The sequence below is a fragment of the Bacillus sp. FSL K6-6038 genome, from assembly GCF_038050455.1.
GTDB classification, from domain to species: domain Bacteria; phylum Bacillota; class Bacilli; order Bacillales; family Bacillaceae_G; genus Bacillus_A; species Bacillus_A pseudomycoides.
The window spans coordinates 948,315-970,831 of the sequence record NZ_JBBOUH010000001.1 but is presented as its reverse complement, the minus strand read 5'-3'; the positions used below and the strand labels follow the sequence as shown (position 1 = coordinate 970,831).

The window sequence follows — 22,517 nt, the reverse complement described above, 5'->3', positions numbered from 1 at the left end:
ATAAATTAATTTTACCAAAGAAGAGCTAGGAGAAGACATCTTAGCTCTTCTTTGGTAAAAGGGGACATATATCGTGGCCAACCTGTTTAAAAAGAAATCTGTTATGCAATTGTTAGAAGAAAGTAAAAGTAAAACTTTGTCAAAAAATTTAGGGGCATTTGACTTAACAATGCTAGGAATTGGCGCAATAATTGGTACAGGCGTTCTTGTATTAACTGGATTAGTAGCAGCAAGAGATGCTGGTCCAGCAGTTATTTTTTCATTTATGATTGCCGCAATTGTTTGCGGATTTGCAGCATTATGTTATGCAGAAGTTGCTTCTACACTTCCTGTTTCAGGTAGTGTGTACACATACTCTTATGCTACAATTGGGGAGTTTGTAGCCCATTTAATGGGATGGACCTTACTATCGGTATACGTTGTAACAACAGCAGCAGTAGCTGGTGGATGGACAGGTTATTTCCATAACTTGATAAGTGGATTTGGATTAGAAATTCCAAAAGAACTGTTAACGATTCCATCACAAGGTGGTATCGTTAACTTACCAGCAGTAGTCATTACGTTAGTACTAACATGGCTATTATCACGTGGTACGAAAGAAAGTAAACGTGTGAATAACGCAATGGTATTAATCAAAATTGCTATTGTTATCTTATTCATTGCGGTTGGTGTATTCTACGTAAAACCAGAAAACTGGGTACCATTTGCACCGTATGGTTTAAGTGGAGTCTTTGCCGGAGGAGCAGCAGTATTCTTTGCTTTCTTAGGTTTCGATGCATTAGCAACTTCAGCAGAAGAAGTGAAAAATCCACAACGTGACCTTCCAATTGGTATCATTGCTTCGTTAGTTATTTGTACAATCATTTATGTTGTGGTTTGTCTTGTTATGACTGGTATGGTTTCTTATAAAGAGTTAGATGTACCAGAAGCAATGGCTTATGTATTAGAAGTTGTAGGACAAGATAAAGTAGCTGGTGTAATTGCTATTGGGGCCGTAATTGGTATTATGGCTGTAATTTTTGCTTATATTTACGCAACAACACGTGTATTCTTTGCAATGAGTCGTGACGGTTTATTGCCAGAATCTTTTGCGAAAATTAACAAGAAGACAGAAGCACCAACATTTTCAACTTGGTTAACAGGGATTGGTAGTGCTTTAATTGCTGGATTTATCGATTTAAAAGAATTGTCGAATTTAGCGAATATTGGGGCGCTATTAACGTTTGCGATGGTTGGTGTATCAGTTATCATCCTTCGTAAAACACATCCGAAATTACAGCGTGGATTTATGGTACCACTTGTACCAATTTTGCCGATCATTTCAATTGTTTGCTGTTTATTCTTAATGCTAAATTTACCGTTAACAACATGGATGTACTTTGGTGTTTGGTTAGCAATTGGAGTAGTTGTATACTTTGTTTATTCGAAAAAACATAGTCACCTAACAAAAGAAGAAAGCTCATAGTTGTTGTAATACAGATGAAATGATTCTATACTTATCATTTTATCTGTATTTAGAAAGTTTTATATGAAATAAAAATATGGACAATTGCAAAGACTTTAATTTCAAGGTTATATATTTCTTTTTCATATAAAAAACTAATATTCTTGAATTCGACATACTTCTTTATAAAAGATACATGATGTAAGTGATATACTTAATACTGTAGTAAATGAATTGTGTCCAAGTACAATAATAATTACTACATTTCACATAGGGGTAGTACCACATGGCCACCAAGCTAAGGTCTTGAGGTACCCCCTAAACGAAATTTTTACTTTTCTACATTTTGTTATCTTATTATAAGCGTTGATGACATAAGATTCGTTATCAGAAGTAAAACCTATACATTTAAAATCTTAGACATATAATAACTATCAACTAAATCTCCATCAACAACACAAGAACCTCTTTTTATGCCCTCAATCTCATAACCTAATTTCTCATATAAAGAAATGGCTGATGTATTATTTACTCTTACAGTCAACTCTAATCTGATTACACCAAAAGTCTTTGCCCAATTTTCAAGTTCTTTAAATAACTTAGTTCCAATTCCTTTTCCACTATTTTCATGAGTTACACCAACAACAATATAAACACTATGCCTAATTCTTTTAGGTTGACCACCAATTGCCATCAAGTATCCTACTAATTCATCTTCAATCTCAGCAACAAAAATAGCTGAATTAGAAGATTGAGACATTCTTTTGATAGCACTTTTTTGTTGTTCAATTGTAGTAGTTCTCTCCCCTTCCTTAAATAACATAAATTCCGTTTCTTCATCAATCTTTCTACATAATTCTAAAAAAGGTTCTGCATCTGTTTCCTCGATTAACCGAATCATAACTCATAAACCTCGCTTTAATTAATATGTTGCAACAACAAATAATTCGACAAATATATTAAAAAATCATCTTATTTAAACTATGAATAACCTATACATATGAAGTTTACATAGGACATCATTATCTGTAGCAAAAATGTTAATGCCGTAATTACATAAAGAAAAAGAATCCCTTATGATTTCTGGGATTCTTTTTCTTGTTTAAAGTTTGTTCACACAAATGATCTGCACATCAATTCATTCTTGATATACAGATCATTTGTATGATTTTTTTTTACATATAATTGCAATTGCGGAATAATGAGCTTACATTACTGCTTTTAAAAGCTCTCCTACTAATGGGATGATTCCACCTAAGAATGATAAAACTGCCATTGCGATTGCCATATTATTTCCTCCTTCTATTTTGTATAGTAAGATAATGAGCTTACATTACTGCTTTTAAAAGCTCTCCTACTAATGGGATGATTCCACCTAAAAATTTTAAAACTGCCATTGCGATTGCCATATTATTTCCTCCTCTTATTTTGTATAGTAAGATAATGAACTTACATTACTGCTTTTAAAAGCTCTCCTACTAATGGGATGATTCCACCTAAAAATTTTAAAACTGCCATTGCAATTGCCATATTATTTCCTCCTCTTTTTTTGTATAGTAAGATGTTGTAAATCTTTATACCTTTATTATAGTAAGCGCTTACATATATATCAATACATTTTAATATGCAATATTACATAAGCTGGTTTTATTGCTATAAAGGATCACTATACATACCCATCAAGCTAATATTTTAAAGTATCCTCAAAACGAAAATTTTATCTCTTTATAGTTATCTATAGGAATTCAGTTCGTTTTTCTCGTTTTGGGGAACAAAGAATTTCTTAACTTGATGGCAATGGGGATGATACTATTAATAAAAGAGATTTTAATTTAATTTACATATTATAAATTTTCCTCCCTTGAATAAGTCTTAACATTCCGTCAATAATGTAGATAGGCTAGCTAGCCAAAACTCATTTGAATGTCTTTCTCCGTCCCCCTTTTGGAGATACCCTGGAGCCGAGCAGTTAGCTTTTGCTAGCTGCTCTTTTGTTTAAATTTATACATAGTTTATATATAATTCAGACACATTTAACATGATGAGCTTTTGAAAATTGGTGGTATTATTAACTTGTTGAAAACGACACGTTTCGACAAATACAAAATAGCCTTCCTTACCTCTGAATCCCTGCCCCCTGTTCAGCAGGGATTCTTGTAATTTGCGAGTTCTTCTCAGGTTACCGTTGTACAAAATAGCGCTTTTGTTTAGTTTTCTTCCACGTTAGATAATCTAAGCTCAATATGTTGCGCCTTCATCCAAACACCCCTTATTTTCGTTTTAATTCTTCCAATAACTGAGTCACTTCAAAACTTCCATGTTCGATTGGTTGCATTGCTCTTCATCTCCTTTTAGTAGATTCCATAATTCCTGCTTACTCATTTCATAAAGCTGCCGCCCTGTATCTTCTTCCTTGTAAATCCCTTTATATAATAAGACATCGATGAAAATTTGTTTCCTATCCATGTTTCCTCCTAGCTTGTCTGTTTCACTCTTTTTCTTTGGTGACTTGAATACGTATTTTCTAATATCTTTATAAAGAATAGCCTCAGCGTTTATGAAGTCTTTAAACAAACTAATCACTGAACCACTCCTTTCATTCTCGAATCGAGACACGAAAACAACTTAGTGTGTAGGACAACATTCCCATTTTTCATTTCCGGTCATGCCCCGATTCCAAAATAAAGAGCCACTCAAACGAGCGACTCTAATCTTTTATTCTTATCTAACATCAAAATGTTCTTCTTTTAACCATGTACTTTGTCCAATATCCAAATAACCATCTTGTCGTGCATAAATTCTATATGGAACAGATCCATCTACATTACCTGTACAATTCCCGTTAGGACCATCATATGTGTTAATACCATAACCTGCTGGATATTTTGAATAAGCAATGAACCATTGTTTAACTAATTTTTCTACTTTTCTAAAACACAAAAAACAGCTCCTATTGGATCTACTTTTTTATCGAATATCGAAGTGTTTCTCTTCTACAAATCGTTTGTTGTCAATTGCCATCCAACCATCTTTGCGAGAGTAAATGTCATACGCAACAGAACCCTTCACTTTATCTATGTAGCTTCCATCTGGAGCACCTGGTGCTGAGTATGTGTTAATACCGTAATCAGGCGCGTATTTTGAATAAGCCTTGAACCATTGAACATCAACATTTTTTTGCGGAACCCATTGCTCATTGCCAAGGCAAAGCATATTTTCATCTCCACCCAACCAATAACCAGCAAGAATTAAATATGGAGTTTTATCTTTGATGCTACCTCTTACTAATCCATTAACTGGTTTTGTGAAAAGGTTAACTCCATATCCGACAGGATACTTAGAAACTGCAATGCCGATACCTGATTCCCGGATCGGTTTTTCATTTGGATTCGGTACATTCGGTTCTTGTCCAATGAACCAAGAAAGCGGTTTATCTCCGACTAATAGATTTAAGTCGCACTTACCAATCCCAGGTACCTGTCCTGTTTCAGTGTATTGCCAGATATCGCATGGATATGCTGGTTTATTTCCACCATAACGAGGAATCCACGTAAAATCTGCTTTCACTTTAGACATACCGAATTGTTCATATATATGATGACCTACGTAGAAACCTACTTTTTTAGCACCTAAACGATATAACTCATCAATGAAAGCTTGTGAGCCTGCTGCCATGTCACCCATCGTTTCCTTTTCTACATCTGCAACCCAGAATAATGCGTCTTTGTCTCCACGCGCCCAAAAGTCTCGTGCTTCTTTTTTAGCATCTTCTACAGATACGAAACGACAGAAAGCATAGTTTCCGAATGGTACGCTATGAGACTTCATAGAAGCCACGTATGATTTATACATTGGATCTACATAGTTTGAGCCATCTTGTACACGTGCAATCACTAAATCAAGTTGCGGAGCCGCAACTGACCAATCAATATCATCATTCCATTTTGAAATATCTACAATGTGTCCCATTATTGAACATCTCCTTTTTTCTCTTCTTGTTTTTGTTTGCCACCCAAAATTTCAACAGCATTTATTAATGCAGAAGGTAACATGATTCCTATACGTCCTGCATTTTCTAAGATTGATAAAAGCTCATTACCCATAAAGAAAAAGATGGTTGCTTCACGAATAGCGCTATTGCTACCGATTGCGGTGTCCAACTGCGCAGCCACCCCAACTAATAAAAAAAGCACTACCTTTTTGGCAATGCCTTTGAAACCAACTTTACTTTTCAATTCTCCGTTATATCCTGCTGCAATCATGCCTGTGATATAATCAATCGCTACCATTATTACCAGGATTTGAAAAACCGCATCCCAGCCTCCCCAGAAATATCCACAAAAGCCACCTAATGTAGCTATAAACGATTTTGTTAATATATTAATTTGATTCATTTGTTACACTCCTTAAAAAAAGGCCGACTCACAAGAGCCGGCTAAGCTATTATCGAATATCGAAGTGTTTCTCTTCTACAAATCGTTTGTTGTCAATTGCCATCCAACCATCTTTGCGAGAGTAAATGTCATACGCAACAGAACCCTTCACTTTATCTATGTAGCTTCCATCTGGAGCACCTGGTGCTGAGTATGTGTTAATACCGTAATCAGGAGCGTATTTTGAATAAGCCTTGAACCATTGAACATCAACATTTTTTTGTGGAACCCATTGCTCATTGCCAAGGCAAAGCATATTTTCATCTCCCCCCAACCAATAACCAGCAAGAATTAAATATGGAGTTTTATCTTTGATGCTACCTCTTACTAATCCATTAACTGGTTTTGTGAAAAGGTTAACTCCATATCCGACAGGATACTTAGAAACTGCAATGCCTATACCCTCTGGTTGCAGCGGTTTATTTCCGGAAGGATCAGTAGTGTTGCCACCATCCCCTTTTTCCAAGTAGTCTAACGGGTTCACAGCATTGCTCTTTTTATCATTCCAAGATCCTTTATGCAATTCAAAATGTAAGTGCTGACCTTCAGCCTGTCCCGTACTACCCATAACTCCAATTGTTTGTCCTTGTGTAACATAGTCGCCTTCTTTTACCGTTCGAGAGCCGCTGCGCATATGAGCGTATACAGTCTCCCATGTAACTCCATCAATTGTATGCACAATCATAATACATTCACCATAACTTGATGAGAAATAAGAACGACTAACTTTCCCGCTAGCCGCTGCATAAATCGGATGATAACCCGATTCAGCAAGGTCTACCCCATGATGATCTGATCTGCTACCTCTAAAACCACTTGTTACTCTCGTTGTATCTGTTGGATAAATAAATTTTGCCATATTAATCTTCCTTTCTATTTTTACACAATATAAAAAAGGTACTTAAATGAGCACCTTCGTTTACTGTCTATATTTATTATTTTTTGGATATATTATAGTTTTTCAAATCTTAAGATGAACAGAACGAAAAGCTCTCCGTCGTTACCTTACATCAAAATGTTCTTCTTTTAACCATGTGCTGTTTCCAAAATATCCAAATAACCATCTTGTCGTGCATAAACTCTTTATGGAACAGATCCATCTACATTACCTGTATAATTCCCGTTAGGACCATCATATGTGTTAATACCCTAACCTGCTGGATATTTTGAATAAGCTTTGAACCATTGTTTAACTAATTTTTCTACTTTTTTATCGAATATCGAAGTGTTTCTCTTCTACAAATCGTTTGTTGTCAATTGCGATCCAACCATCTTTGCGAGAGTAAATGTCATACCCAACAGAACCCTTCACTTTATCTATGTAGCTTCCATCTGGAGCACCTGGTGCTGAGTATGTGTTAATACCGTAATCAGGAGCGTATTTTGAATAAGCCTTGAACCATTGAACATCAACATTTTTTTGTGGAACCCATTGCTCATTGCCAAGGCAAAGCATATTTTCATCTCCCCCCAACCAATAACCAGCAAGAATTAAATATGGGGTTTTATCTTTGATGCTACCTCTTACTAATCCATTAACTGGTTTTGTGAAAAGGTTAACTCCATATCCGACAGGATACTTAGAAACTGCAATGCCTATACCCTCTGGTTGCAGCGTACCGCCACCAGTTCCTTCATCAAAATTCACATATTGTTTAACAATTTCAGCATAGAAAAAATTCCCACCATTTTTATATCGATAGCCACCATTGTATGCCACAGCGATAGGTTGACTATACCGAACCATAGCACCAGTTGTATTTCCAAGAGATGGTGCAACAACAGTTTTAGAATACTGATCTGCCACCGGTAGTGAGTGCTGTTTATTGTTAGAAGCTAACCAACGGATGTAAGCACGTCCAAAATTATATGTTTGAACAATAGCGCTTAAATCATTAATACCGTACTTCTTTGCATCTGCAAAGGATCCTTTTAAGTGCATTACTCCGTAATGAATTGACTCCTTAGGGTTGTCAATTGAGTTCATAGGCCTTCCTTGGGATTCGCTTGACTGCATAATATCGGGGGTCTGTTCGGAATTCCCACCACTTTCCACCATAATAATTCCAAGCACATAAGGCACTAACTCAGGTACACCTTGTGCAGTACATTCTTGTTCTACCATTGTCTGCCATCTTAAAACCGCTTGCGGCAGATTCACTGTTTTAGCTGAAGCAACTAATTGATCCATTACTAAACATCTCCTTATCCTTCTTATTATTTTCCGTCTAAAAACCTACTTCTTTACTGAGTACATCTAACTGCTAAATGCTCCTTGTTCTGTAAAACTAGTTCCTAGTACTCATCTTGGTTCATAAGAAAAAGAGCAACCATAAAATAGTTGCCCTTTCGTGAAAACCTTATATTACTACTATAAATCATTTTTTCAATGGTTTCTGTACACCACATGTAATCTACATAAAGGTAACATTAAAATTCATCTAGAAACTTGACAATCTTTTTTATTTCAGCATGCTTACGTCGGATATAGCCTGTACTATAATGCAAATCAAAAGCTATTTGTTCTAAAGTCATTCCGTCCACATATTTCATTTTTAGTATTCGATTTTCTAATCCTGTAAACTTACTAATCAAATACTTTAAATCGTACATAGCATTCATCTTATGAGCTAATTCATATTCAATTGCTTCAATATGTCCTTCTACTTTCGCACCGTCCGATTCAGCAGTTAAACGAACATCCCGTAAATCACCACTAATCCAGCGTTTTAATTCAGCTTTTGTTTTATCTAAATTGTAGTCCAAATAAGCAATATCTTCTTCTAATTTCTGATAGTCTTTCATCCATTCAAACAAATGATGATTCACCTACTTTCTATGTGAAAAACAACAAATCTCATAAAACATGTTTATTTTTTTCGTTCTAAGACGTTTTACCACGCTGAAGACCAATGGCATTCAGAAAGAAAAACAACTTCAATAATTTATAGATGTTTTTCTCATACAATTCATCTGCTAATTCCTTACTCATTTTCCCCATCTCCTTTTAATAGATCCAAAAGTTCTTGCTCGCTCATTTCATAAAGCTGCCGTCCTGTATCTTCTTCCGTATAAACCTCTTTATGTAATAACACATCGATATAAATTTATTTCCTGTCCATTACCTAAATCATACCTTTCACATAGTCTTCCTTCAGATCTCGCACCAACATAATTTCCTTCGGCCCCACTTCATGCCCTAGCGAATTCACCTTCCTCGCATGTGCCTCGCCATACAGCGTCACACGCGATATAGCGATACGCTGCCCTGTCTTCTTATGCGTCCAAAAACCGTGTAGTCTTGCCCGTTCCTTTGCTGTCATGGCTTATCCTCCTAGCTAATTTGTTTTCTCTTTCTTTTCCTCTTATTCGCTTGTAATGTAGCCGCCAAATCCATATCCCATTTCCCCTCCATTTGCATTTGATAAGCTATTCCCAACGTCATGACGTCTTTCATCCACTTCTTCAGGACTCTGATTACCTGCTGTGCAAATACATGGCGCAAATTGATAACAGCCATTCCCCATGTCGTTCCTAATAACTCCCGTTTCTTTACATGCACACATTGTTATTCCCCCTTTTTGAAGTTTCGCAATCTATAATTATCGCCAAACATTTCTAGCATTTCTGCGTTTTCCATCATTCTGCTAAAATCTCGTTCTCCGTACATTTCTGCTAATTGGCCTACGTTGAAATTTGTTGTAAATAAAGTACTTTTTCCTATACGACTATCTACAATTTCATTTGTCTTCGTTTGCTTCCAGGTAACGCCCTCTTTATCTTTTTCTGTAAACTCTGCTCCAAAATCATCGATAATAAGTAGGTCTACTTTAGCAAGGAGAGACATAAGCTTGTCCTCTGTTAATTCACTATTTTTATTCCATGTAGATTTGATTTTGGTAAACAGCTTATTCATTTGGATGAACATTGCACTATATCCACGCTTCATTAATTCCTTTGTAGCTGCTACGCACAAATGACTTTTACCCACTCCGTAATCTCCAGTTATAATCATGCTCGTTGGATCTTCTTTGCTATATGTAAAAACGAAGTTCATGATTGTCTCTTTAGCATCTGCTAATTCCTTTGTAGGTGGTGCATAGTTATCAAAAGTAGCCTTCTTTAATTTGTCATTGATTAGGCTATTATCTGCGAATGAATCGTATAAACTAATGACTTGGTTCCTCTTTTGTATTACAAGCGTTTCCTGAGCTAACTGGACGTCCTGAGGAGCGATTTCTTTGCAATGCCAGCAATAAGTTTTGTTATTTTCATCAAGAAACTTTTTCCTTCTACATAAATCACATCTTTCATTTGCGACCTTTGGTAAAGTCATATTTACTGATGAATCTACTATCTTTGCCACTACTTGCATTCGAACTCGCTCCTTTTTTAGGTTGTTGGTTTAAGTATTCTTCAAATTTCGTTCCGAATAATGTTGATGGTCTTAAATATTGGTTATACTCTTCATCTGTTAACCAATGAGAAGCTTTTATATCAATTACTTTCTTGAAATCTTCTATAGTAAAACCTTGATTAAATCTCGCTTTAATTAGGTCTTTTGTTTTGGCTGTTTTGTATTTATAAGATTTACCTGCTTTTTCATTAAGATAAGAAACAATATCTTCATAAGGGATGCAGTCTTTTGACCGTTCTTTTTGGTCAGAAGACATATTATCTTCTAATGTAGTACTCTTTGTTGTAGTCTCTGTAGTAATCTCTGTTAAAGAATTTACTGTTTCGGTAAGTTCCATTTCACCCAAAGGGGAATTTGGAATTTCCCCAAAGGTTAAAATCCATTTCACCCTTTCGGTAACTTCGGAAATATTTAATTTAATGTGATTTGTAGGAGCACCATTAAATTTGAACTTTTGAACTTCTACAAATCCTTTATCGATTAAGATTTTAATTGCTCGATCATATTGTTTAGGAGTAATCCTTATCTCGTTACGCCAATCTTCACGACCTTTAGCAAGCCAAAACTCTCCGTTATTCTTAACCCTTAATTTGCTCTTTCCTTGTTCATTAGGCATGTACCAGTAAACAATTTGACCCAATAAAATCCCTGCAATTAAATCCCCAGTGATATCAACATAAGCGAGTCGCACCATATAACCGCTTCTTGCAAATGTTTCTAGTTGAAATATGTTGCTACTCATTTAGTTCACCATCTTCATCATCACGCATTCTCCCTTTCACATACCGCTATGTCGCCTTTAACACTGATTACTCTGTATCCTGGATAGCAATCGGGAGTAGTGTACTCAATCGCCCTTTCTTTTCAACATGTTCCGAACAATCTATTTGAGCTAACTTAGAAAAATAATTTTCAGTAGTCATATGAATCTCTCTCTTTTAAAATGGTGTTACTTCCGTTTGTTTGCTAACTTCATACACTTCTATCAGTGCCTGTAATCCGTATTCATAAGCCACAACCATCGATGCAGTGTTATCTTCATCACTTTGCTTATATCTTTCAACTAAACTCCTAAGAATTTGAATTTCAGCTTCGATTTTGTTTTGTAAATTCATCTTATTCACCTGCGACTTTCTTCATGGAATGGCCTACAACATATTCCTCAACGCATTCTGTTGAATTGTGTATAAAATCGCCTTCAAAATCCAAGTACTCTTCACCAAAATAAATCTCTTGAGAGCAACCTTCGCAATTCCCAATAGAATCATTCACTGATGAATCATGAGGATTTCCAATTAACATCGGATTTTCAATCATTTCCACATTCCTCCTTATTTAAGAAGAGAAACAAAATATGTTATAATATAAGTACTAATACTTTTATCTTGTTTCTCCAAAACCGTCTTAGGGGTAGGACGGTTTTTTATTTCTCAACATATAGACTGAATATTACGTATTATTGTTGTATTAATCTTGATAAGTCTCTGATAAAATATGAAGTGCATATCGAAATATCTCTTTCTTCAAGCCTGTGCCTCCCCGTACAGGTTTTTTTATATGTTCTTAAAATCGTCAAAATCACTTTGATGTTTCATAAAAAGTTCGTGATATTATATTGGTACAAAGTCATGTGTTCCCTTAACCCAAAACCTTAGTGATGCCCTGTAACCCTTGACAGGGCTTTTTATGTATCTTTTTTAGCTAGAGTTATATAATAATTGCCACACTGTTATGTAACCCTCTAGCCTTTAATGCGTTTACTATTTCAATGATTTTCTTCGTATTTGTCACGCTGCTCTTTGGTCATTACTCCTCATCCTTCATGAACAATTTGTCTATCCGCTCCATCACATACCCTAGTCCAGCAAAACAAGCTATAACCACCACTACCATGAATAGTGAGAATGTACTTTCTTCCACTACTTAGATCGCCTCCTGACTAAGAAACTTATTAATAAAGTAAAACTGGCCTTTTCCTGTAACTTTTGGTGTGAATGATGTTACGAATTCACCTTCACTATTTGTTCTTACAAATTCTTGTGACTCGAATAATCCTAAATCCATTGCATACTGAGTAGGTGTGTTGTACATGCTTCCTCTTTTCTTGCAAAGGTAGCCGTTTTCTCTCAACCATTCGAAGAGTCTGTTTTGACCTGTTTCTATTCCTTTTTGTTTCATTAGAATCGCTAACTGCTTTATGCTGATTAGATTCGTTGAAACTTGGACTGCTTGAGCAAATGTTACTAAAGGTTGTTGCTGTAATACTTTTCGTTCAGCATCAAAGCGCCTCTCTTTTTCTTCTTTTAAATTAGTGAGAAGACCGATCATGAAGTCTGGATTAGTTACCACTTGTTCTAGTACTTGATCTGTCATGTATGCTCCGTGTTTACGGATTGTTGGAAGAACTTCTTCAAATACCCATTTTTCAAATTGCTCCGCTTGTGGAAGTTTTGATTTTACGATTAAGCGGTATAAATTGGATTCATTGATGAATTTTTTTCTTTGTTGTCCACTATTAGTAGAGACTAACGTTTCGTTCACCCCTTCAGATTTGCAATGATCTTTAATTGCTTTGTGTGGATTTGAATACCCTAATGCTTTAGCGACATCTGTTGCCGGAAAGTATTCTTTTCCATCTTTAATAAGAATTCCTAAGTTCCCGAACATACTGTGTGAAAATTTTTTGAGTTCATTCATTTGGTTTACTCCTTTTCCATTTTATAAACCGCAGGTTTACTTCTATTGTTAAAAAAAAGTTCTTTAGGATTTTCCTCAAGAGCTATTGCGATTTTTAGCGCTAAGTCTATTTTTAATGTTCTTTTGTTGTTTTCGATATACCAGTAGTGCATTTTAGTAATTCCGACTTTATTGGCAACATCTTGGCAAGACATTCCTTTTTCTAGTCGTTTTTGTTTTAACTGATGCAAGTTATTTCCTCCCTTCGTTGCCTGTAATTTCATTATAAGTAAACCTAAGGTTTATTTCAAGTTCTTTTTTCAAAAAACTATATGATTTTCAACTTGTGGTAAACACTATGTTTACTTTATACTTTATTTATCGCAAACACTTTATAAAAGGGGGCGTTAATATTGATCGGGGAAAAGATTAAAGAACTTAGGAAGAATAATAAGATAACGCAAGAGCAACTTGGTAATGCTATTGGTGTATCTAAAATGGCTATTTCTTATTTTGAAAAGGGAAAAAAGTCACCTGGGCGAGAATCATTAGAAAAGATTGCTGATTATTTCGGTGTAACTACTGATTATTTATTAGGTAGATCAGAAGATCCAGAATTGAGCGAAGAAGAAAACAAGATTGTTACTGAAGAAGGAAAAAACATACTAGCTTTAATTGAAAGTCTTCCAGAAGATGAGAGAAAGAAAGCTTGGGAACAGTTAGAGATGTATGTTACTTATATGCAAAATAAAAAGAATGGCTAATCAAAGAAGACTACTTAATGTGACAGTCTTCTTTTTTATGTATTTGGTTTTCCTTATAAGATTCGTCTAGACACATTTTTAAAATATCTTCTGCTTTAATCGGAGTTCCATGTTTCAAACCCAATTTTACCGCTTCCCTAACCAATTGCTCTTTTTTCATATCTACTTCCCCCTATATCCTCTTTAATATATGTAGACTTTCTTAAAATGATGAGCTTTTGTCACTTTGGGTCAAGAACTCTCCATTTCCTTTAGAGCAGAAATGACACTATCGATTTGATAGTGTCAATTAATTGGAAAGCGGTGATAGAAAAACAAACTACAGTAGCAATTGTCAAAATGGCTTTAATAACCTTACCTTTCAAGTGCTTCACCAACTTTTATGTATAATTTATCTATAACGTTTTAAGGCTTTTTTCGGTAGAATACTGTGAAAAACTCTCGATTGATTGTTCTATATATTCTCTTCCCTCTTCACCATCTTTCGCTATCTCCATGTAATATAGTTAAAAATTACTTAATCTATCATTTTTGAGGGATTTTAAAAATCCTTATATAACAGTTTTTCTTGAATTTCATAGAAAGAAGTATGCATTTTTACATTTTTTCATTTAAAGACATCTATATGAATATTTTACCATAAAAAGCGAACTTTTGTTCCTTTTATTTCTTATAAACAGAAATACGACCTAAATATAACAAAAAAGTCAGAATAACTACCAATTATGGTATAGTAATAGAGTGATTATTATACTCAAACTATGAAAACTACAGTCGGTCAAAACATTAAAAATTTCAGAAAGTCTTTCGGTTTAACGCAAGAACAATTATCTGATAGAACAGGGTTGTCACGTGGACAAATCAAAAATTGGGAAGTGGATCGCCATGAACCTGATCTTGAAAGTTTGAAAGTACTTGCGTCGTTTTTTAACACCTCCATAGACCGTCTTCTTAGCTTCGAAAACGAGAAAGAAGATGCGTTACTAGAATTACTGTTTAATGATGTCCAAAGGGCTTATGAGGAACTCGATGGACGTCAGCAAGGTCGTTTTGCAAAGCAAGTTTCATTGTACGTGAAAATGTTGCAAAACAACAAAGATATATTGTGATTTGATTTCAAAATAAAAGAAATCTTTTCCATTGAACAGTGGTAAGGGAGCAATTTGCTCTCTTTTTTATTTGTCCGAATTCTATAGAAAATAAATAACCTACTTATTTATATTTAGAAATTCTGTTATATTATGGATTTTTATAGTGGAATATTATTAATATTCCGAACTATAAAATATTAAAGTTAAGGGGAAATTCAATATGGAGTTCAGAAATGATATAAACAAAATAGCTAACCAAATTTTAGAACGAAAAGAATACATAACTAACGAAGAGATGACTAAACAATCATTAATCATTCCTTTTTTACAAAAATTAGGTTATGACGTTTTTAATCCTTTAGAAGTTAGACCCGAGTACATTGCAGATTTTGGAGCTAAAAAAGGGGAAAAGGTGGATTACGCTGTTTTTAAAAATGGAGTTCCTATTATTTTAATTGAGGCAAAATCTGTAACTGAGAATCTACTTAAACATGACGCTCAATTGTCTAGGTATTTCAACGCTTTACCAGATGTCAAAGTAGGGGTACTTACTAATGGTGTAGAGTACAAGTTTTACACTGATCTAACTAATGACAATGTTATGGATGAACAACCTTTCTTTACATTTAACATGGATAATTTAAGTAATGTGGATATAGAAACAATTGAAACTTTTACAAAAGAAAATTTTGAAGCTGAGGGAATTGTTAAATATGCTGAAGAGCTTATCTATATGACTAATTTAAATTCCATAATTAAAGAATTATTTAAGAATCCTTCAGATGATTTCCTTCGTTTTCTAATTAAAGATTTTAGCTCAACTAGAATCACAAACAATGTTTTAGATCGATTCAGACCAATTGTAAAAAAAGCAATTAACCAAACGTTATTAGAGATAATCAGTGACGGCTTGACTCCAAAAGAGCCAACAGTAACTGAGACAATCGAAAAAAGTGTAGCTGAAGTTGCTTCTTCAACTGAAATAGTTGAAGAAATTATTAAGGAAAACAAAAACGATAGAATTATTACTACTGATGATGAACTAATTGCTTTTGATATCGTTAAAGAAATTTTAGTTAAAAATCAAAGAGACATTAGTGACGTTAAATATAAAGATACTATTAGTTATTTCGGAATTATGAATCGTGTAATTACAAAATGGTTTATACGTCTATTCCTTGAAAGTGAATCAAAATCCTTAGTTGTAAGATTAGACTTAGAAACTACTAAACAATTGTGTCCTAATTTTGTAGTTGAACAAGCACCTAAGTCTCAGGGAGTAAGTAGAATTTTTATTAACGATGTTCACGATCTAAAAAAATTAGAAGCATTAATCCTATCTTGTTATGACCAAATTGTAACTAGTGCGTAAAAAAGAGGGTTTCGGCTCTCTTTTTTTTATTTCCCTCGACAGAATCTGACAAAATAGTTGTAACAAAAAAGCTTATTTTTTCGTTTTAGGGTATTCGCTTTTCTTAGCTTGATTGTGATGTGGCAGTACCCCAATATGAGATTATAGATATATCTAACAATAATATTTCAACACGTCCATATTACAGATGTTTCCATGATGTATTTTACGAAAAGTTAAAATTGCATATTTTCACAAAAAATGAGGTATAATTTTTGTTGAAGAGCAAACTGTAAGTCCCATTAAAATATGTGGTAATTTTACATGGGATATACCATATATATTCGAAAAGAGATAATGCACGTAATTAAAGTGTTCTTATCTCTTTTTTACTTATATAATGAAGAAATTTATTGGGAAAAAGTAAACAAACAATTATTTGAAGAATATGATGTACTAATCTTTCAGACTGATATTTCATTCCTTACAGTATCAGAATAAGGTACTTTATCAAAAGCTAGCTATAGGGGGAATATTTAATTAATGTCTACTTTATTGAATTTTATTTTTATTATGTAGTTTCTATAACAACAGAGAAAAAAGCAACCTATTTGGATGCTTACATGAGTGTTTAGGTTCTGTATCGTAGATTAAAAGAACTTGAATAAAGTTCTTTTTTAATTTGTAATTAAATCCCAGGGTGACCCCTCATACCCAGAATGGTTTCCGTTCCCCTACAAGAAAAGGAATTCTTTATTTACACAAAAATATTGACGGTACCTGAAGTTGTTACATCTCTATAAAAAAACATACAACCTTGCCAACAAATACAAGGTTGTATGTTTTTAATATTATTTACATGTATTCAGGTGCAATCCGGTCCTTTTTGTACAATCCCTTCTATTGGTTGTCCTATTTGTACAATCTCTCCATTTTGTACAATCTTAGCACCTTCATATAATTTATCTGCATAATTTTTAAGGTCCTGCCAGCTATCCTTCGCTATCTTCAAATCTATTTTTAATAAAGCATGCTGGTCTGGGTTAATGTTATTAACATTTTTTAGTAAAGAATCATATTTTGATCCTATTGTATGCCACTGATTTGATATATTTTGAAGAGCAGTAATAGCTGTATCAATTGTTGCAGTCATATGTTCCGTTTTATTTTTGGCATCTGTCAAAATAACTAATTCTGCCTCTGCTCCAGAAATTCTGGACTTTAATTGTTCTATTTCTTGTTGTGCAGATGCGATATTCTTGTCAGCAGTGACAATCAATGGTATACCAACTGGAGGTATAAATACAGATAAAGCTATATAGCCACCACGCTTATCATAGTTTTCTTTAATTATATTATTATAATTACTGATTTGTTGTTGTAGAAGTGGAATACCGGCGTTCGTACTTTCTAAAATAGACTTCAATTGATTAGAATCGTCTTTAAAACTTCTTGTATCTTCAGCCATTGTATTTCGAAATGTTTTCAACTTTTCTAGTAGTCCATCCACTTCTTGGCTATTTTTCAAAATACTATTATATAATTTCTCCAGTTCATTTTTAAATGCCACTGTATCTTTTTGATCTAAAGCAGCTAGTAATTGATCATAACTCGCTTGAAAGGTATCATTATAACTTACACTATTCTGATTCGTTTTCATAATATCAGGCTTTAGATTATCTAACCAATATGTTGCATTCCTTTGCGCATCCTTTTGATGCTGAATCATGTTTGCTTGTAAATTACCATTTATAGAACTTATTTTACTTAAATCTGTCTGTTCTTGATTACGAATTGTTTGAGCATATGAATCCATTGTAAGGATACTTGCCCCCATTTTCTCCATTACTTCTTTATATTTATCAGGACCAAGAGAATAGCTCTTACTATCTTCTTGCTGTTGGGACACACTATTTTGCACAGCTTGTTCTGCTGCAAAGGTATGAAGTGGGATTACATTACTCGCTGCCATTCCAGTAATGATCGTTGATAAAATAACTTTCTTATACAATTTTTTATTCACCTTTTTTCACCTATTCTCTCAAATGTATCACGTATTTTTTTAAATTGATAAGCTTCTATTCTTTACTTCTAATGAATTACGATCATTGCAAATAAAACAACATATTAAAATAGGGGTTTTCATACTTTCTTATTCTATAACCTTTATCAAGTTTCATAACTATATAGGAAATCTCCTGTTCAAACTTGAACAGGAGACTCACATTATGTGTTCTTCAAAAGGGAAAGTCAGTATATTATATTTTTCATTACTTCGGCAATTTCTTGAAGTAATATTATTTTTTCTCTTCTACGAATGAAATCTCAGCCTTTTGAATATTTTCAGCATACTTGTTAACCTGTTCCCAGCTACCTTTAGCTATCTTCAGATCTACTTTTATAATAGTAGCAAGCTTGTCTGGGTTAATTCTGTCAACATTGTCATTCAATGATTTATATTTTGCCCCCATTGTCTGCCACTGATTCTTTACATTTTCAAGGGCAGTAATAGCTGCATCAATTGTTTCTGTTAAATTATTAGTATTATTTTTCAAGATCGTTAACTTAGCTACCTGTTGTTTTGCAGTGGAAATATTTTCTGTTAGATTTTTAATCTCTTCTTGTGCTTTCTTTATCTGCTGCTGCGATGTAACAACTCCGTATATCCCGCCTCCTAATGCACCTGCACCAATAGGCGCAAAGATAACTGTAGCAGTTAAGTATGCACCGAGAGCAGTTGCAACCGAAGATCCAATATAAACCTTGTTATTCTCATCAATTAATGTTTGATTTGTTTCGATTTGTTTCTGCATCAATGGAATTCCAGCATCTTGACCAGATAAAATATCTGTGATTTTGTTAGCATCAGTTTTTAAATTTTGTGTATCCAGTTCTAATTTGCCGCGAAAGGCTTTCAAATCTTGCACTAACCTGTCCACTGCACCTTTATTCTCTGAAATACTATCATCTAAACTTGTAAGCACAGCTTTTAGCGTTTCTTTGTCATTATTATTTACAGATTCTACCAAAACATCATAATAATTTTGAAATTGTGTATTATAATTGATAATATTTTGATTCGTCTGGATTATTTGCGGTTTCAAACCATCTAACCATTGTTTTGCATTTTTTTTAGAAGCATCGTGGTTGTCCTTAATGCTTTTTTGTAAATCATTGTTAATTACAGTTAAACCATCAAAATTAACATTTGCTTGTTTAACAATAGTTAAAGCATACAGATCCATTACCAACATATTGGATCCAGTTTTCTCTAACGCATCTTTAAGCCCTTCTGGTCCAAGTGAATACTCAGGGTACTCAGGGGAGTTATTTTCTGCACCTGCATAAATAGGTGCTGATTTTGTTGTATTTTCCGCTGCCGAAACATATGATGGCGTAATGCTACCCGCTGCGATTGTTGCAATTAATGTAGATAAAGCCATTACTTTATAAGGTTTTTTCATAATATTCCTATCTCCTTATATTATATTATTAAGAATTTTTTTCTTCATTCTACTATTTTGCCTCTGTTACTTTTATGTTTGTAACACTATTTTCATATTCCGTTGTTTGTTTATTCAATTCATCCGTAAACGTTTTGAGTTCTTTTAATTGTGCTTGTAATGCATTAGAATCTATTTTCACATCAGTACTAAGACTTCTCTTCATTTGAATCATTGTGTCATTAAAAATGTCCCAACTACTTACTAGCTTGTCAAAACTCTCAATTTGCTTTTTAACTACTCTTGTAAAGTTATTTAACTGTAGATCAATAAGTGTCATTTGAGTTGCTTGCACTTCAATTTTCGATAATTTTTGTAGCAATAGAATTTTTTGTTGTTGCTTCTGACGAACATCATTATTCAGTTTTGTTACTTCATCATTTTGGACTTGTCCAACTTGGTTATAAATCACTTCCAAATTAGATGTGTCTAAAGTTTGATCCTTACCTGCGTCTATCCAAATATCAATAACCGTCTTTCCAATATTTATAGAACCTTTTACATTTTCTTTTGGTAGAGCTAGAAGTTTTGTATAATCATCTTGAATGTTTTCATCAAGTTGTCTAATTTCCGTTCTGAATTTTTCAATGTCTCCGCCTGATCCCTTATAAAGTTCAATCGCTCTGCTAACTTTACTAGAAAAGCTCTTACTATCTTCAACCAAGTCATTTTTATAATTGTTTAAGTCTACTGAAGCTCCTTTCATATCATACTGAATTGCTTGCATTTGATCTTGAAGTGCATTAAAAATACTTACAAAGTCTTCTTTTGCTTGCGAATCGTCATTCACTTTTCCAGCTAGTTCAACCAATATATCATAATAATTTGTAAATCTTGTCCCAAAATCCTGCAGGTCTTGATTTACATTGAATAGTTTTGGATTATATTTATCCAGCCAGTCTTGAACATGGTTTCTTGCAGTACCTTGATCAGTTGTTATTCCAGGTATAGCAGTTACTTCAAGGTTTGGTTGCTTTAATATGATTAGCCCATATCCTTGAATTAATGGCGTCTGTGATCCTAATGTCTTAATCGAATCTGATAACCTATTCATAGCAACTTGATTTGTACTACTTGTTAGTTGTAAATAAGTTGTTTTACTTTCTGCAAAAGTATTTACAGGTAAGAAGCAACTTGTAGATACTGCTGTAACTAATAACCCTGCGACTAACGCTTTTTTCATGGTAATTCCTCCTATTAATTGGTGTTTTTTGATAAAATAGTTGGACTAAATTTTAAAGGTTTAATTTTTATTAATATGAAATCTAGCCTCACAACCGTTAATCGTTATAGATTGTTATAAAGATGTATATTATGGGAACCTAAATATAGATTATAAATATTTGTACATTATTCCCCCTAGTTTTGTCTGCATGGTCTCTACAAGATTACAAAAGATGAAATTATGCTGTACATTGCTTATACTTTCATCTCGGAATAAAATAAGATCCTAATTGCTATGTAGAGACTTAGAATGCTATTTTTTACAAATGTGATAATTTTGTGATTCTAGATCGTTTCCAAACGTAATTAACTGAGTGTTCCGAAAATTAACTTGACATAATGTTACTTGCAACTTTACTGCACTTTTATTCGTATAATCTTCTCCTCTCCCCAGTGGTCATACCAATTACACCTTTATTAAAACATTAAATTTCCAATGCGTAAATAGTAGAATTTTGTCGAATATATTTATTAATTCGATTATTACGTATTAATATTAGTAAAAATATTATATTTCTAAAATTATTTCTTAATTTCATTTCAGCAATTATAATAGTTACAACTTGATATATTCAGCAAAAAAATAACTATTATAATCTGCAGAAAAATTTAAATAATATTTAAATATTATTAATATAATTTAATCACACAATGTATAGACATCCCCTTTATTTGGGTATGCATAATTACATCTTCTTTGGTGATTTGCTCCAAAAGTCTTTCATCAAATTACCGAAACTTAGGATATTTCCAATTATGTAGAAACCTAAAAAAGTCCCTTTAAAATCCACTGGTTTTTTCATCGTCGTACACGTCCTTTATTTATGAATATTTTCAGTGTACACAATGATAGTATTTTTTGCACCAGAACCAAGTAGTTTATGTGAAATGAAACATTGGGATTTTTCAGGAATTAAAAATAAGATATTTTTTTATTTTATTAATTCACACAATTTTAAAAATTAAAATCTTTAATTGTTAATATTTGTTATATAATAAAATTGTCAAACCAGTCATCAAATAGTGTCCCTTATGTTTCTGTTGGAACAGTTTGATGGTCCCGTGTATTAACCGTCTAAGTTACAATGCACATGCGTATATATGATTTTCAATCTATCCATGAATGTATATAAACAGCTAAAAGAATGATAAAGGATTAAAATTATTTTACTTTTGAGAAGTATATTCTTGTACAAGAATCAATAAACAAAATATCATAACATAAAAAAAGAATTGCAAGCCATGTATTCTCTAAAAATTATAAAAGCAAAATATAGCTAAATTCCCCAAAAATACAGACGGTGTTTTGTGAAGGTAAGTTGAATAGAAAAAACATTCATTTAATAGGTGGATTGTTAAGTGTATTTATTTTTAAATACATAGATTTAAATTCTAAAAATTGATTTTTTGAATTAGTTTTTAATTGTATAGAATAATATTTACGCCCGTACATTTAGTTAAGTAAGTAGTATCTTTAACAAATATGGTAAATCCAATTAAACGATAAAGATTATAAGAAAATATGAAATTATAACACAATCATTATTTACACCTATAAATTTCTGAATAATCAAACTAATATTCTTTTACAGCAAATATAATCAGCATGTAAAG

At 33.3% G+C, this 22,517-nt stretch carries 24 protein-coding genes and 3 pseudogenes; 5 read left to right on the top strand and 22 right to left on the bottom strand.

What is annotated here, in order from left to right; all coding sequences use genetic code 11:
* Positions 1 to 73: 73 nt before the first annotated feature.
* On the top strand, positions 74 to 1,465 hold the full coding sequence (locus tag NSQ40_RS04945; RefSeq protein ID WP_098143738.1) for an amino acid permease: 1,392 nt from the start codon (positions 74 to 76) through the stop codon (positions 1,463 to 1,465).
* Between the two features lie 379 nt (positions 1,466 to 1,844).
* Here the strand turns inward: NSQ40_RS04945 and NSQ40_RS04940 are convergent, their stop codons facing one another.
* The 18 genes and pseudogenes from NSQ40_RS04940 to NSQ40_RS04850 form a co-directional block, all read right to left on the bottom strand.
* Positions 1,845 to 2,345, bottom strand: a complete 501-nt coding sequence (locus tag NSQ40_RS04940; protein ID WP_006096908.1) for a GNAT family N-acetyltransferase — start codon at positions 2,343 to 2,345, stop codon at positions 1,845 to 1,847.
* A gap of 1,400 nt (positions 2,346 to 3,745) precedes the next feature.
* The gene (gene fbpA, locus NSQ40_RS04935; RefSeq protein WP_081621561.1) at positions 3,746 to 3,910 is read right to left on the bottom strand and encodes a Fur-regulated basic protein FbpA; all 165 of its coding nucleotides are present in this window, start codon (positions 3,908 to 3,910) and stop codon (positions 3,746 to 3,748) included.
* A 255-nt stretch (positions 3,911 to 4,165) separates the two neighbouring features.
* Positions 4,166 to 4,348, bottom strand: a pseudogene (locus NSQ40_RS04930) (peptidase M23); the annotation flags it as partial.
* 63 nt (positions 4,349 to 4,411) lie between these two features.
* The gene (locus NSQ40_RS04925; RefSeq protein WP_258248168.1) at positions 4,412 to 5,413 is read right to left on the bottom strand and encodes a glycoside hydrolase family 25 protein; all 1,002 of its coding nucleotides are present in this window, start codon (positions 5,411 to 5,413) and stop codon (positions 4,412 to 4,414) included.
* Positions 5,413 to 5,838 (bottom strand): phage holin family protein, encoded by a 426-nt coding sequence (locus NSQ40_RS04920; protein WP_018768258.1) that lies wholly within the window; start codon positions 5,836 to 5,838, stop codon positions 5,413 to 5,415. The genes NSQ40_RS04925 and NSQ40_RS04920 overlap by 1 nt, the downstream gene beginning before the upstream one ends.
* 49 nt (positions 5,839 to 5,887) lie before the next feature.
* Positions 5,888 to 6,736 (bottom strand): M23 family metallopeptidase, encoded by an 849-nt coding sequence (locus tag NSQ40_RS04915; protein ID WP_040118739.1) that lies wholly within the window; start codon positions 6,734 to 6,736, stop codon positions 5,888 to 5,890.
* A gap of 351 nt (positions 6,737 to 7,087) precedes the next feature.
* The gene (locus tag NSQ40_RS04905; protein ID WP_341286068.1) at positions 7,088 to 8,068 is read right to left on the bottom strand and encodes a lysozyme family protein; all 981 of its coding nucleotides are present in this window, start codon (positions 8,066 to 8,068) and stop codon (positions 7,088 to 7,090) included.
* Between the two features lie 239 nt (positions 8,069 to 8,307).
* On the bottom strand, positions 8,308 to 8,694 hold the full coding sequence (locus NSQ40_RS04900) for a hypothetical protein (protein WP_018767569.1): 387 nt from the start codon (positions 8,692 to 8,694) through the stop codon (positions 8,308 to 8,310).
* A gap of 167 nt (positions 8,695 to 8,861) precedes the next feature.
* On the bottom strand, positions 8,862 to 8,984 hold the full coding sequence (locus NSQ40_RS04895; RefSeq protein ID WP_231382364.1) for a Fur-regulated basic protein FbpA: 123 nt from the start codon (positions 8,982 to 8,984) through the stop codon (positions 8,862 to 8,864).
* 18 nt (positions 8,985 to 9,002) lie between these two features.
* Positions 9,003 to 9,200, bottom strand: coding sequence for a hypothetical protein (locus NSQ40_RS04890; protein WP_018767566.1), 198 nt, complete (start codon positions 9,198 to 9,200; stop codon positions 9,003 to 9,005).
* 11 nt (positions 9,201 to 9,211) lie between these two features.
* Positions 9,212 to 9,443, bottom strand: a pseudogene (locus tag NSQ40_RS04885) (hypothetical protein).
* A gap of 2 nt (positions 9,444 to 9,445) precedes the next feature.
* The gene (locus tag NSQ40_RS04880) at positions 9,446 to 10,252 is read right to left on the bottom strand and encodes an ATP-binding protein (protein WP_018767564.1); all 807 of its coding nucleotides are present in this window, start codon (positions 10,250 to 10,252) and stop codon (positions 9,446 to 9,448) included.
* A complete protein-coding gene (locus NSQ40_RS04875; protein ID WP_018767563.1) occupies positions 10,188 to 11,036 on the bottom strand; it encodes a conserved phage C-terminal domain-containing protein in 849 nt (282 codons plus the stop codon). The genes NSQ40_RS04880 and NSQ40_RS04875 overlap by 65 nt, the downstream gene beginning before the upstream one ends.
* A 97-nt stretch (positions 11,037 to 11,133) precedes the next feature.
* Positions 11,134 to 11,217, bottom strand: a pseudogene (locus NSQ40_RS04870) (DUF1071 domain-containing protein); the annotation flags it as partial.
* A 15-nt stretch (positions 11,218 to 11,232) separates the two neighbouring features.
* Positions 11,233 to 11,409: a hypothetical protein gene (locus tag NSQ40_RS04865; RefSeq protein WP_018767561.1), complete on the bottom strand. Its 177-nt coding sequence runs from the start codon at positions 11,407 to 11,409 to the stop codon at positions 11,233 to 11,235.
* A 1-nt stretch (position 11,410) separates the two neighbouring features.
* Positions 11,411 to 11,611: a hypothetical protein gene (locus tag NSQ40_RS04860; RefSeq protein ID WP_018767560.1), complete on the bottom strand. Its 201-nt coding sequence runs from the start codon at positions 11,609 to 11,611 to the stop codon at positions 11,411 to 11,413.
* 606 nt (positions 11,612 to 12,217) lie between these two features.
* Positions 12,218 to 12,991, bottom strand: coding sequence for a phage repressor protein/antirepressor Ant (locus tag NSQ40_RS04855; RefSeq protein ID WP_018767558.1), 774 nt, complete (start codon positions 12,989 to 12,991; stop codon positions 12,218 to 12,220).
* Positions 12,992 to 12,996: 5 nt separating this feature from the next.
* Positions 12,997 to 13,254, bottom strand: a complete 258-nt coding sequence (locus NSQ40_RS04850) for a helix-turn-helix transcriptional regulator (protein ID WP_258248666.1) — start codon at positions 13,252 to 13,254, stop codon at positions 12,997 to 12,999.
* A gap of 129 nt (positions 13,255 to 13,383) precedes the next feature.
* Here NSQ40_RS04850 and NSQ40_RS04845 point away from each other — a divergent pair, with 129 nt between their 5' ends.
* Positions 13,384 to 13,734 (top strand): helix-turn-helix domain-containing protein, encoded by a 351-nt coding sequence (locus NSQ40_RS04845; protein ID WP_018767556.1) that lies wholly within the window; start codon positions 13,384 to 13,386, stop codon positions 13,732 to 13,734.
* A gap of 10 nt (positions 13,735 to 13,744) precedes the next feature.
* On the opposite strand, the gene NSQ40_RS04840 is transcribed toward NSQ40_RS04845, so the two are convergent.
* Entirely contained in the window at positions 13,745 to 13,894 is a 150-nt protein-coding gene (locus tag NSQ40_RS04840) for a hypothetical protein (RefSeq protein ID WP_170957055.1), read from the bottom strand.
* A gap of 601 nt (positions 13,895 to 14,495) precedes the next feature.
* Here NSQ40_RS04840 and NSQ40_RS04835 point away from each other — a divergent pair.
* The 3 genes from NSQ40_RS04835 to NSQ40_RS04825 all read left to right on the top strand — a co-directional run bounded on the left by NSQ40_RS04835 (position 14,496) and on the right by NSQ40_RS04825 (position 16,677).
* Positions 14,496 to 14,843: a helix-turn-helix domain-containing protein gene (locus NSQ40_RS04835; protein ID WP_018767554.1), complete on the top strand. Its 348-nt coding sequence runs from the start codon at positions 14,496 to 14,498 to the stop codon at positions 14,841 to 14,843.
* A 202-nt stretch (positions 14,844 to 15,045) separates the two neighbouring features.
* Positions 15,046 to 16,197: a type I restriction endonuclease gene (locus tag NSQ40_RS04830; RefSeq protein WP_098188372.1), complete on the top strand. Its 1,152-nt coding sequence runs from the start codon at positions 15,046 to 15,048 to the stop codon at positions 16,195 to 16,197.
* Positions 16,198 to 16,500: 303 nt separating this feature from the next.
* The gene (locus NSQ40_RS04825; protein WP_170957054.1) at positions 16,501 to 16,677 is read left to right on the top strand and encodes a hypothetical protein; all 177 of its coding nucleotides are present in this window, start codon (positions 16,501 to 16,503) and stop codon (positions 16,675 to 16,677) included.
* Positions 16,678 to 17,041: 364 nt separating this feature from the next.
* Here the strand turns inward: NSQ40_RS04825 and nheC are convergent, their stop codons facing one another.
* The 3 genes from nheC to nheA all read right to left on the bottom strand — a co-directional run bounded on the left by nheC (position 17,042) and on the right by nheA (position 20,862).
* Entirely contained in the window at positions 17,042 to 18,199 is a 1,158-nt protein-coding gene (gene nheC / locus NSQ40_RS04820; RefSeq protein ID WP_003209429.1) for a non-hemolytic enterotoxin subunit C, read from the bottom strand.
* A gap of 274 nt (positions 18,200 to 18,473) precedes the next feature.
* Positions 18,474 to 19,640, bottom strand: a complete 1,167-nt coding sequence (gene nheB, locus NSQ40_RS04815) for a non-hemolytic enterotoxin subunit B (protein ID WP_003209430.1) — start codon at positions 19,638 to 19,640, stop codon at positions 18,474 to 18,476.
* A 52-nt stretch (positions 19,641 to 19,692) separates the two neighbouring features.
* A complete protein-coding gene (gene nheA, locus NSQ40_RS04810) occupies positions 19,693 to 20,862 on the bottom strand; it encodes a non-hemolytic enterotoxin subunit A (RefSeq protein WP_033798411.1) in 1,170 nt (389 codons plus the stop codon).
* Positions 20,863 to 22,517 lie beyond the last annotated feature (1,655 nt).

Bases quoted from the DNA above. Each gene is read 5' to 3' on its own strand.
- NSQ40_RS04940 (WP_006096908.1), bottom strand. From the start codon at position 2,345: ATGATTCGGTTAATCGAGGAAACAGATGCAGAACCTTTTTTAGAATTA.
- fbpA (WP_081621561.1), bottom strand. From the start codon at position 3,910: ATGGATAGGAAACAAATTTTCATCGATGTCTTATTATATAAAGGGATT.
- NSQ40_RS04925 (WP_258248168.1), bottom strand. From the start codon at position 5,413: ATGGGACACATTGTAGATATTTCAAAATGGAATGATGATATTGATTGG.
- NSQ40_RS04920 (WP_018768258.1), bottom strand. From the start codon at position 5,838: ATGAATCAAATTAATATATTAACAAAATCGTTTATAGCTACATTAGGT.
- NSQ40_RS04915 (WP_040118739.1), bottom strand. From the start codon at position 6,736: ATGGCAAAATTTATTTATCCAACAGATACAACGAGAGTAACAAGTGGT.
- NSQ40_RS04905 (WP_341286068.1), bottom strand. From the start codon at position 8,068: ATGGATCAATTAGTTGCTTCAGCTAAAACAGTGAATCTGCCGCAAGCG.
- NSQ40_RS04890 (WP_018767566.1), bottom strand. From the start codon at position 9,200: ATGACAGCAAAGGAACGGGCAAGACTACACGGTTTTTGGACGCATAAG.
- NSQ40_RS04880 (WP_018767564.1), bottom strand. From the start codon at position 10,252: ATGCAAGTAGTGGCAAAGATAGTAGATTCATCAGTAAATATGACTTTA.
- NSQ40_RS04875 (WP_018767563.1), bottom strand. From the start codon at position 11,036: ATGAGTAGCAACATATTTCAACTAGAAACATTTGCAAGAAGCGGTTAT.
- NSQ40_RS04865 (WP_018767561.1), bottom strand. From the start codon at position 11,409: ATGAATTTACAAAACAAAATCGAAGCTGAAATTCAAATTCTTAGGAGT.
- NSQ40_RS04860 (WP_018767560.1), bottom strand. From the start codon at position 11,611: ATGATTGAAAATCCGATGTTAATTGGAAATCCTCATGATTCATCAGTG.
- NSQ40_RS04855 (WP_018767558.1), bottom strand. From the start codon at position 12,991: ATGAATGAACTCAAAAAATTTTCACACAGTATGTTCGGGAACTTAGGA.
- NSQ40_RS04850 (WP_258248666.1), bottom strand. From the start codon at position 13,254: ATGAAATTACAGGCAACGAAGGGAGGAAATAACTTGCATCAGTTAAAA.
- NSQ40_RS04840 (WP_170957055.1), bottom strand. From the start codon at position 13,894: ATGAAAAAAGAGCAATTGGTTAGGGAAGCGGTAAAATTGGGTTTGAAA.
- NSQ40_RS04835 (WP_018767554.1), top strand. From the start codon at position 14,496: ATGAAAACTACAGTCGGTCAAAACATTAAAAATTTCAGAAAGTCTTTC.
- NSQ40_RS04830 (WP_098188372.1), top strand. From the start codon at position 15,046: ATGGAGTTCAGAAATGATATAAACAAAATAGCTAACCAAATTTTAGAA.
- NSQ40_RS04825 (WP_170957054.1), top strand. From the start codon at position 16,501: ATGGGATATACCATATATATTCGAAAAGAGATAATGCACGTAATTAAA.
- nheB (WP_003209430.1), bottom strand. From the start codon at position 19,640: ATGAAAAAACCTTATAAAGTAATGGCTTTATCTACATTAATTGCAACA.
- nheA (WP_033798411.1), bottom strand. From the start codon at position 20,862: ATGAAAAAAGCGTTAGTCGCAGGGTTATTAGTTACAGCAGTATCTACA.